The organism is bacterium, from assembly GCA_022616075.1.
Classification (GTDB): domain Bacteria; phylum Acidobacteriota; class HRBIN11; order JAKEFK01; family JAKEFK01; genus JAKEFK01.
In genome coordinates, this window is record JAKEFK010000146.1 from 1 (window position 1) to 10,978 (window position 10,978).

The following is a 10,978-nucleotide window of genomic DNA, read 5'->3' on the forward strand; positions in this document are numbered from 1 at the left end:
AGAGACGGCCGCAAACAGAAGGTAAAAGAGTCCCCGCATGCGAATAAAAATCAGGAGACGAGTTTCTTGTCCTGTACTGCCTTTCGAATGGATATTGCCGCTTGTTTCATTTGTTCTGCATCTTTAACATCCAGGGCCTTCGAGAAAGGATCATCGGGATCGGATTTTCCTTTCATGCTTCCAATCGTTTTAATGGCCGTTTGCACTTCCGGAGTAAAAGTTGAGAAACCTGCTTCTCCCATGATCCAGGCATAGTCAGTTGCAGCCCCCGTCAATTTGGATAATGCGGCTTGAGAAAGAGTATCTCCGGACATAACTCGTGGTAAGGACCAGGCAAGGTTCATCGCATGATACCCCAGCCAGTAATAGATGTTATTTACGAGCTCGTCTTTTAGAGCATTGAAAAAGTTATTCCAACTCGGATCGTTCAGCCATTTTTGTTTCGCTTCCTCGGGCCAGAGATCATAGCCTTTTTCAAAGGGAAGAGTCAGCAGCACAGCAGTAAGCTGATCATATTTACCAAGTGTTGCGTCAGATATTTTTGCGTTTTTCAAAAGCTCTCGATGTTCCGCGAGTCGCTCTTTTACTTGAGGATAAACGGCGGAGTAGTATGAAGAGAAGTCCATTACAAGACGAACTTCGCCGACTTTGTAGAAATCGTGAACGTCCACAACCCCACCGAATGGATCAACGTTCGTAGCTGGTTTTGGTGCATCAGCACTTCGCGAAGAAGAGGACCGCATCGATTGCAGCGGTTCCTTTGGACCAGCCTTTTTCATCCAATCATCTTCAGCGCTTCGAGCAACCGCCGGCAAAAGCAGCAATGTTACAAAGAATAGAATCCAGTTTCGTTTCATTCTTTTCCCCCTTACAAATTTTGAAGCGATATACCCATTACCTTTGACAAATAGACAAAAAAATCTACTTTCAATTTACCATCGGTATACGAATAAGTCTTGCCGACTCGGCGTGACGCATCTCCAGGGATCAGAAGCGTTCCAAATTTTTCTTTTAGCCGCGTTTCGCTATCACCGATCTCAATGCCGAGAAACTCCGGTTGCGGTTGCTTCAGCGCTTTAGCATCCGGTATGTGCGCAACTGCTGAAGCTTCAATCTCGCTTAGATTGATGCTTTGAACTCGTCCTTCGAGCAACACAACATCTACTCCGAGACTCGGATACCAGAAACGCTGTCCGTTGTCACCGGCGCTTGTAGAGATTTTATCGGTTCGATCCGGCTCCCCGAGTGCTGCCGTAACCAGGTCTCGCCGGTTTCCAGGCGCTACTCCAAATAGACCTTTGATTTGAGGTGACTGTGGCGCATCAGGGATAGGCTGTTTGTGTTGCTGAAGCGTTTGCCTTGCAAACTCTGCCCATCCACTCTTATTGTCCGTCAGCAAGTACCTGCTGAAGCCTGAAAAAGCGTTCTCCTGTTTTCCATTTTCCATCTGCACCACTGCCAGATTGTAAGAAGCAGCCGGCAGGGAAGAAGCTGCTTTGCTGAATAGTGCTTCTGCCTGCTCCTTTTCGTTTTTCTTGTAATGAACGATTGCCATATGATTTGCGTATCGCGCGCTGGAGGGATCCCGTTTGAGCAAACGGGTCAAAATGTCTTCGGCTTCTTCCAGATCTTGCGTCTGGCCCGTGTGAACAAGAGCCACTGCAAGATTATTTTTAACATTCGGTTCGGCCGGATTGATGCTCAGTGCCTTTCTATAACAATCGAGAGCACGCGTCAGAAGGTTTGGATCACGCAACCGTTCGCGCAGATTCACGAAGTAGTCGGCAAGATCAACTTGAAACTTTTCGAATTTCGGATCCTGCTGTTCCAAATACTTCATGTGATATGCCTTACCCAGATTGTTCCATGCTTGATAACTCAGTGGATATTTCAGCGTTACGTCCTTGAAGCAAAGAATTGCTTTATCGTAGTTCCGGGCCAGAAGCATTTCGTAACCCCAATCGAACTCAGAGGCAACATTCATCAGGGAGCTCGCATACGATTTCATATGCTCTATCCGTTCGACTTCAGTGGGGTGGTCTGTAAAGCGAAGTCCCCTGACGGTTTTTCTAGGAGTCCAGTAGTCGTGCATGGGGTAGTCGTATCCTTTTGCGATCATCAACTCGCTGTAGCGGATTGCCCCTGAGTAATGGTATCCCGCTACAGCTGCATAGAAGGCGCCGTAAGCATCCGCTTCGAACTCGTGGATTCGACTGAATCGCGCGCGTCCTAATTCGAGAAATGTTTCTGTTTCCAGCTTCGCTTGCTCGGCGTTGGATTCCTCTTTACCAGGAGATTTGTCCTTCTCCAGTTTATCCATTCGATTGATGAGCCATTGCAGGGATCCTGATGTTTGCAGCCCTTTAATGCTGTGACGCAGATTTGCATGGGCGATTTCATGTCCCATAACCCCGGCCACCATTTCCTCATCTACAACACCATTCTTTGTTACAATTTCAATCATTCCGGACGTTACAAGTATCTGACCACCCGGGAAAGTGGAAGCATTCGGAAAAGTGTCTTCAACAACGGTGAAACTCCATTCATCGAGATCAGGTCGCTCATTGACCGCGCGCAAAATCCTGTTTGCTATACGCTGAACCAGCTCCTGATAAGAAGAATTGCTGGATATTTTCAAGCCTCTTTCTTTTAGAGCTAAGTCCTTCCAGAATCGTCCCAGACGAACTTCGGTTACGACATCTACTGCGCCAATAACCGATTCTTCTTTTACCTGAGCTTCTGAGTCAGAGAAGGCAAGCAAAAAAAGTAGAAAGATAACCAGGCAGGCTGGAAGCCTGCGCTCCGTATTCATTGTTCTTTCCGGCTTAAATCCGGACGTCCCTGTTTCTCATACACTACTCTTAATAACGCAGGGACAGCTGGATGGTGCGAATCGGTACGGTTCAAACTTAGAAGTAGCGGCAATGCATCTGCGTAAAAGCGCTGGTCCACAAGAGCGGATGCCTTGAGCAATGCAAGCTGGTCGCGCGTGTAAGTTTTGAAAACAGGATCCTCAAAACTTTCCAATAGTTCTCGCGCGGGCGCCCGGTCTTCTTCATTCAAAATCTCGAAAGTTGCAGCTTCCGATTCTTGTTTATTCGAGACAAGATGCCAGGTGTATTCGCCTGGACGGAGAGGATCTCCGGAATAGGCAAGAGTCAATTGCTTTATGGCGTCGCTACTCCAGAGTTTTTTGGCGGATTGCTTCTCAAATACTTCCACCTTATAAGCCTGGCCCTCGGGACCGGTCCAGTAAAATACGGGATGATTGTTCAGGACAGCGCAACCGGACGGCGCAACGGGTGAAAAGGGCAGCGATTGTTTTTCTTTCGGGCGGTGATCCGAATAAGGCGTGACAGAGAAATCGTACTCAGTCTTGCCAATATGATGAAAAACATCTGTAAATAGTTGTGCCACTTTTTTCAAAAACGGAGTATCTGCTGCCGGTTCCTTGACTTCGTAATACGGGACCTGACTTGTAAGGCAGTGCTGTTCCATTTTCCTTGCGTAGGTACTTTCCGGTCCGCAGACAAGTGCATTTTTTTCACAGATTCTAGAGACTAGAAGCGGTGGCTCGGTCGGCAAGCCATAACGAAGGAGAACTACAGCTCTGGATTTCTCGTCCACCAGAACGCGATCCCCTTTGCTTAAGCCCATATACTGCCGTCCTTTCACCGGGCTTCTATTGCCGGAGTGAACCCAAACTCCGGAATCTCCGCTCGAATTGCAGATCTCAGCAATTTCCGCAACGATCTTGATTTCATTTTCTGCTTCCGAGAATAACCGGGGACAAAGGAACGCTACGCAGGCGAGCACCCAAATTGTTTTACACATTTGCCGTTGCTTTGATTTCATAGACTTTCATTACTTTTCCTGAGACAGTGAGTTCAGCGCAGAAAGTTGCTGGCAGGGAATCTGCGGCTGCATTGATAAAACGTTCCGTTGCGATGATTTTCGAATTCATTTCATGAGCTATCAAAGCGAGTTCGCAGGCATTTCCAATCGCCTCCACAACTCCATTCATCTGGCGATCGACACCGATCGCGGCATGCAAATCAGGAAAAATCTTGATGTGTTTCTTCATTTCTTGTTCCAGCTCGTGAATCTTTTCCACTAAAAATTGTGCCGCCTCCAACACGGCTGAATTTGCTGTTTCAGGGAAAAACATGAGGATACGCGAGTCCTGATAAATGCGCGCATCAGGGAATCTCTTTGAAAGCTCTCTTCCCGTTTCTTTCCATCCTTTCACAAGCTGGAACGCATTGTACTCCGGCTGTCCCGCGCACGCGTCCTTCAAGTCGCTGATCTCCGCGGCCAGTACAAAGTAAGATGTCCCGGTGGGTAAATCGGCTGCTTTGATAAACCAGTCCATCATATCCCGGCCTTCCAGTGTTGACCTTCTGGCGCGCTGTTTCTTGTTTTCGTGCCGCCTGTGAAGAATGCGATGCAGGGTGACGCCGTTTGCTGTGGCAATGTAATCCAGCCAGTGATTCCAGTGCGCGAATAGCGGAAAACTCACTGCGACCATGAAAAGACCGAGACCTGCAAGGATGAGGACAGATCGTAAAAAAGACGAGCCTATATAAATAAGGAAGAGACTGATGCCAAATCCGAACAACGTATCAAGAGCAATGGTCGTAAGCAGGGACACGTGGTGGATCCGTCTATTGGTTAGCAACGTGTTGATACTGTTCGCAAGAAGATCGACACCAAACATACCGTTTTCAAATCCTTCCATTCCTGTGAGTGGCGTATTCCATACGTCTTTACTCTTCTTAAACGTCGCGCCAATCAAAACAATCTTTCCTGTGAGATGGTGCAACGTTTCCATGCTGGACGTGAGCACGAAGCCGGCGCTGGGATGATCGAAGGTGTGAAGGAAATTGATGCGTTCCTCCTCGCCGATTTCAAAATGCATTTCTTCTTTGGGAGCGCTCAAACATCCTTTTGTCGAAACCGATACCGTGTGGTTCTTTGTCCGCATGGCCGGTTGGTCGGCGCAAAGATACATCACGGCTGCAGGAAAGGAGAGCTGCGGCGTGCCGTCAAGAATGATGACCGGCCGCATACTTCGCGCAATCTGATCTTCTTTTTCCAGATTGATGTACCCAAAAGCAAAGCGCTCCTTTGCCCCTGGAATCTTCCAGATCTCATCCATGAAAGCCTTGTGATTTTCCAGAATGCGAATAGTTGTTTGATTGATTGTTTTCTGGACCTGCAAGTCATAAAGTATTGCGATTTTTGTTTTCCCGGCTGCCTGTGTTAGTGCCGCGAGCAACGTTTCCTGTTCGGGCGCTTGTTCAGAAAGATCCAGGTCAATGGCAAGGACGCGAGGACGTGTATCGGCGACTTTTTGTATCAGTTCGGCCAGAAATTTGCGGGATAACGGGCGCCGAAGACCGGCCTCAATCGATAAAAAAGCTCGCTCATTGATATCTACGATGAAGATTTGTGCTGACTTTTCACGAGAGCGCATTCGCATGAATTTATCGATGGCTGAATTCTCCTGCCCTCGAAAAACGTGCAAGTACTGTGCGCCAACATTAAAGACAATGGCAATTGCAAAACTGACCAGAAGCGCATGCAGTAGGTACCGGCGTTCGCGAACAATTCGGCTGGGAATTCGCATTTTTGACTGGAAATAATTTTACACTAAAGTAGATTTTTTTCATGGCGCCTTTGCGCCTTTGCGTTAAAACAGGTAGGACTTGCGGTAGTGAAGCTGAATGCCGGGGATCAGACAGTAAATGCGGACTTCCCGTCTCTTGTGCATCAGAGGCTCCGGTGGAACGTATCCAGCAACATACTGGCTCTCCATAATGCTCTGGAAATCACCGATCACTGAATCTAAATCGGCCATACGGGAAGAAAAGAAAGCGGAACCACCGGTGACTCCAGCGATGTCTTTTAAAGTTTCACGTCCCTTCTTTTCAATATCTCCCCTCATTTTTGTTCCAAACGCCATGACGGTTATATCGGTGGATTTCAGCAGAGTGGTCACCTCTTTCAAAGAGGACTTGCTGATATTATCCTCACCATCGGAACAAATGATGATGACTTTTCGGCCTGAATAGCTTTGCGACTGTTTGACTGTGCTGATCAGAGTATCATAGAGGGCGGTTTTTCCCAGGCTGGCTTTTGCCGCGAGAACGTTCTGACGAACAATTTCAGTATCCTGAGTCATTTCGTTGATGATCCACGACTTTTCCTGAAAGCCAATGACCATCATCTGGTCCTCGGGTTGCAATTGATCTAGGATCGCAAGGATTGCTTTTTTGCTTACATCATATTTTCTGGCGCCATCCTGAAGCTGCTGCATGCTATGACTGCTGTCCAGAAGAAAGAAAACTGTAAGGGGATTGCGTTCCTCGGACACGGCAAAATTTGAAAACTCAACAAGAGGTTGCATTTTGCCATCTTCCTGCAACATAAAATGTTTCGCTCTTAAATGTGTAACCGGGCGGTTGTCTTCATCACGAGCTGTGAAGTAAACCGTTACAAAAGGTACCACCACTGTCTCGCTTCCACCGTTGGTTTCAGAAGAGCCCTTTGTGCTGGAAGCTCCGTTTGCGCGAACCACGAGAAGAGTCTTCTGCGGACCAGGCTGAATTTTCAAACCATGTGGATACAGTAGCTGCGACAAAATCAAATTCTCCGAAGTACCCACAGGTTCTCTGATTACTTTCATCTCCGGACGCACCAGATCACTGCTGAAAAGAATATTCAGTCCCTGAAATTGAAAATGCCTCAATGCTTCTTCCAGAGTCCTACCCGCGAATGACATCCCTTCTTCGCCAAACACAAAGTGCGTTTGTAGAAGCATGCATGTTATGAGAAGAATTTTGAGGAAACGACTCATTTTGCGCTAATTCCTTCGTCCCGGTTTTACGGCAAGCACACCATTCTCAACAGAGTAGGTAAGTCCGCATACCGGAAGAACTGCAGAGAGCATTTGCTGCGGCGATAAATCTTTCACGGATCCGTGCAAAATAACTTTGGATGCGGAATCGCGCATGGAAGGTTCAGCAAACTGGAGAGACCATCCGTTTTCCCGTGTTACCCAGTTCAAGAATTCGATGAGTGAAAGTCCTTCCATGGGAAAACCGGGGGCAACTTCCGAGATCCAATTCCAATCCGATCCATAGGAGGAAATCGTGCTGAAAAACGCAGAGCCATTTTCATCAACGATCAGTCTGCTTCCCGCGGCAACGGTTTTTTCTGCGCCATTCTGTTCCAACAGGACAGAACCTTCTCTGACCTGAATCTGCATTTTCCCTTCTTGCAGGCGAACCTCGAACTGCGTACCTTTGTCGCGAACGGTTCCCATGGGTGTAACGAGAGCAATCGATCCCCCGGATCTATTGCAATCGAGATAGGCGGCGCCTTGCTCGAGCACGTAGACCGATTCGGATTTCAAATGGAGCCGGCTATTCACGTCCAATCGCAACGAAACTCCGCGTAGCATACGAACCAGCAACCTGCCTGTTTCGCCGCTTTGCAGTGTTGTTCCGGACATCAGAGTGCCGCCGCGAACAAGCGGTTCATTTTTCGTGTCCTTTAACACCGTACCCTGAAGGTTCTCCACGATTCCAACGGATACAGGATTCGCAGTCTCACGAGTCATGAATTGCCAGACAAGAACACAGATCAATATAGATGCAGCAATCGCACCGCTAAAGAAGATGAGGAATTTCTTCTGGGAGCGCGCGTTCAGATTTTGTTTCCAATGGGCATGAACAACGGATTGAACTCGTGACCGCACGTCTTCCGGGATGCTTGGACGGCTGCCCCCCATGCGCAGCAACATGCCGAGTAAGTCATTCTGCTGTTCTTCGGGCCGCTCTTTCGCTTCTTCGTCTTTTCCTGTCATGGTTCTTGTTATCCTCCTGAACCTGCTTCGCGCGCCCATGCCAGGCCTACGGTCAGCGAGAGAAAAGCGTCCCGGAATGCCTGGCGTGCCCGGGTCAACATAGATTCTGCCGCCTTATTGCCCAATTCTAATCGCGATGCGATTTCTTTTACGGAAAGACCTTGCACATATTTCCATTCCAGGGCATCCGCGTAACGCGGAGGAAGTGAATCGAGTGCGACTTGAACCGTTTCCGCAACTTCTTTTCGCAGAATTGCTTGATCAGGCCGTTCTTCGTTGCCGGTCAATAAAGACTCTAGAGCAGCAAGAATTTCCGGCACTTCATGAATCAACTGCCGCTGTCTGGCTCCTTTAAAGTAATCGCTGATTTCATAACGGCAGAAAGTGCAAAGCCAGGTAAAAAGAGCGGCTTCTCCGCGGAATGTGCTGAGTTTTGAAATTGCTTTGCACAAAGCGCCCTGCACCACTTCTTCCGCAGCATCTGAATCCTGATTCAATCGAAGAAGCGCAAAACGGTACAATCCGGGAAAATAAAGCCCAAAGAACTCTTCAAATGCGGCCTCTTCTCCGGCAAGCATTTTGCGGACTAACAATGAATCGGCTCTCTGCTGTTCCTTCATGATTTAGTCCATATATTAGAGGTCTTCTTCAAGGAGAATCCTTCGAAAATTTCTTTTATTTATTATACCGGAGGATTCAAGCTTTTAGGCCCCTCTTAATAGTTGAGAAACGGAGGTCAATACATTGAACCGGATGATTTTAGTCCTTTTGCTTCTTTTGTTGCCTGGGCTGGCTTTTTCAGGCTCGCTGGCAAATCCCATCATTTTTGTCAAACAGAAGAAGGTGAATCACAGCGGAACGTCTGTTCAGGATTTAACCGGCAATTTTCTAGGTACGAATCCCGCTCAGGACCAACCTGTTGGCGGCGGACTCTATTTGATCGATCCTTCGGGTGAGTTGCGCGAGCTTGTGGGAGGGCCTGCGATTGCCGTTCGCGATCCGGAAGTTTCTCTCGATGGTCAAAAGGTAATTTTTTCCATGAAAGAGGGTTCAAAAGGGAACTGGCAAATCTGGGAATTCGATTTGAAAGCAAACTTCTTGAAACGATTCAGCAGGGATCCAAATGTAAATGACTTTGATCCTGCATATCTTCCTTACGACAAGATTGTGTTTGTTTCCGATCGCCTTCGTCTGGCTGATCCCTACCGCAACTATCCATCCGCGCAAATGTATATCTCGCTGGAGGATGGAACGGGAATTCAGTTGCTCAACGCCAACCCGGGAGGACACTCTAATCCGGTCGCGCTGTTTTATGCTCCGGAAGAATTCGGTGTCATTTTGTTTTCGCAATTCGATCATCACGACCTGCGCAAAAACATTCGCAAGGAAACGGATGCGCTTGCTGTGAATCGCTTCCTGCCGTGGTTTGTGTATCGCGATGGTAGCGCGTTCGACCACCCTTTGTTTGGCGCACATACCATTCCGGATTTCAAAGGTGGATACGTTTCTGTTCGTGAGATTCCTGGAACAAATCAGTTGATCGGAATTCTGGCAAATCTCGATAACACTTTCGGAGCAGGCTCAATCGTAAAAATGAAGTACGGCAGGAACGCGAACCGGCAAGTTCCAGTGTACCTGACACCCAACGTATTCGATCTGAAAGAAGACAATCGTCACGGCCGTTGGCGCGATTCATATCCGATGTCGGATGGGTCGGTTTTGGCAAGCTATGCGGAAGGCGCGGTTTACCAGAGCAAGCCGACACTCGACCCTTCCGAAATTCCGAATTTCAAGATCGTACGTCGGTCAGCTGATGGCAAGAAACAACAAACAGTCTATGAAGACCCAAATTTCTGGTGCTGGCAGCCGGTCGAATTAACATCACGACGCAGCATTCCTTTTTCCATTGGAGTCACCAGATCTACGAAGGTGAACTACGCGATGATGAATAGTCTGGATGTTTTCAATCGCGGCACGAATTCCAAGAAAGTCGTAAACGGTGACCGTCAAACGGCGCCGGAGCGTGGATCGATTTCTTTTGTGCGAATTTACAAAATGGTAAAGACGCGCAATGCTAATCCTGCCTTTGCGCGTTATTCAGCTCGCAAATTTGTAGAGCTCGGAAAAGCTCCGGTCCGCTCTGATGGCTCATTTGCTGCGCTGGTTCCAGCCGATACCCCTTTGATTTGGGAGCTGCTGGATCATTCGGAGAAGGTCGTGGTTCGGGAACGATTCGGCACGATCCTCAAGAGTGGGGAAGTGCGCGTTTGTGCGGGATGCCATGCTCCGCACAGTGGCCGTAAGGGAAACACTTCCAATGAAGCTTTGTCCGATGTAACGAATTTGACCCGCTTTGATCCGGACACCGATAAAAATGGAGTTCTTGATATTCTGGAGAATCTTGGGACGCCCGGTTACGATTAACAGGGAGCGCAGGCTTCCAGCCTGCATTATGGGCCGCGGGCTTCTAGCCCGCTTATTATAACGGAGGAGTTCATGTTTATTCGATTGATCACCCTGTCCATCTTGCTTGCGGTCTATATCGGCGTTGCTGATGCCCAACCGTGCATCGATGGACAGAGTGGCGGTTATTCCTGCAAGAAAGTCAGGCTGCAAGCGCACATTGCATTGAATGAGTTTCCTGGAAATCCTGAGGCAGCCAGCCACGTTTGGGGATATGTAGATCCAAACGATAACCGGGAATATGCAGTCATCGGACTTTACAATTCCACAACCGTAGTCGAAGTTACTGATCCGGTTCACCCTAGAATTGTGGGATCGGTTCCTGCGTTGAATTCTATTTGGAGAGAGGTTAAAGTCTACTCCAAGTTCAATAAGAAAAAGAACCGGTGGCAGGGATATGCTTACATTTCTACGGAAGCTCCGGGCGGGGGCATTCAGATCATCAATCTTTCAGAATTGCCTGATAGAGTTTTTCTTCAGCGAACCGATCGGGATGTGGATACATCTCATACTGTTTTTATCTCCAACATCGATTACGCAACCGGTCAGGCTTTACCAGGGCTTACACCGTATCTGTATTTCGAAGGTTCCAATGAAGGCGGGCTGAATGTCTTCAGTTTGAAAAAACCGAAGAATCCGAAGCTG

General features: G+C 48.1%; 9 protein-coding genes. 2 read left to right on the top strand and 7 right to left on the bottom strand.

All coding sequences use genetic code 11. The features are described from left to right. Positions 1-50: 50 nt before the first annotated feature. The 7 genes from L0156_11855 to L0156_11885 all read right to left on the bottom strand — a co-directional run bounded on the left by L0156_11855 (position 51) and on the right by L0156_11885 (position 8,490). Entirely contained in the window at positions 51-857 is an 807-nt protein-coding gene (locus tag L0156_11855; GenBank protein MCI0603694.1) for a hypothetical protein, read from the bottom strand. A gap of 11 nt (positions 858-868) precedes the next feature. After that, a complete protein-coding gene (locus L0156_11860) occupies positions 869-2,812 on the bottom strand; it encodes a M48 family metalloprotease (GenBank protein ID MCI0603695.1) in 1,944 nt (647 codons plus the stop codon). Further along, positions 2,809-3,855 (bottom strand): hypothetical protein, encoded by a 1,047-nt coding sequence (locus L0156_11865; GenBank protein MCI0603696.1) that lies wholly within the window; start codon positions 3,853-3,855, stop codon positions 2,809-2,811. Before L0156_11865 ends, L0156_11860 begins: the two co-directional genes overlap by 4 nt. After that, the gene (locus tag L0156_11870) at positions 3,827-5,629 is read right to left on the bottom strand and encodes a CHASE2 domain-containing protein (GenBank protein ID MCI0603697.1); all 1,803 of its coding nucleotides are present in this window, start codon (positions 5,627-5,629) and stop codon (positions 3,827-3,829) included. The genes L0156_11865 and L0156_11870 overlap by 29 nt, the downstream gene beginning before the upstream one ends. A gap of 63 nt (positions 5,630-5,692) precedes the next feature. Continuing rightward, positions 5,693-6,859 (bottom strand): VWA domain-containing protein, encoded by a 1,167-nt coding sequence (locus L0156_11875; GenBank protein ID MCI0603698.1) that lies wholly within the window; start codon positions 6,857-6,859, stop codon positions 5,693-5,695. 6 nt (positions 6,860-6,865) lie between these two features. Further along, positions 6,866-7,870: a FecR family protein gene (locus L0156_11880; GenBank protein ID MCI0603699.1), complete on the bottom strand. Its 1,005-nt coding sequence runs from the start codon at positions 7,868-7,870 to the stop codon at positions 6,866-6,868. A gap of 8 nt (positions 7,871-7,878) precedes the next feature. Next, a complete protein-coding gene (locus tag L0156_11885) occupies positions 7,879-8,490 on the bottom strand; it encodes an RNA polymerase sigma factor (protein ID MCI0603700.1) in 612 nt (203 codons plus the stop codon). Positions 8,491-8,623: 133 nt separating this feature from the next. On the opposite strand from L0156_11885, the gene L0156_11890 reads away from it, so the two are divergent. Together L0156_11890 and L0156_11895 are read left to right on the top strand one after the other, a co-directional pair. Further along, entirely contained in the window at positions 8,624-10,294 is a 1,671-nt protein-coding gene (locus tag L0156_11890) for a hypothetical protein (protein ID MCI0603701.1), read from the top strand. Between the two features lie 72 nt (positions 10,295-10,366). After that, a partial coding sequence (locus tag L0156_11895; protein MCI0603702.1) for a choice-of-anchor B family protein occupies positions 10,367-10,978 on the top strand: 612 nt, incomplete at its 3' end.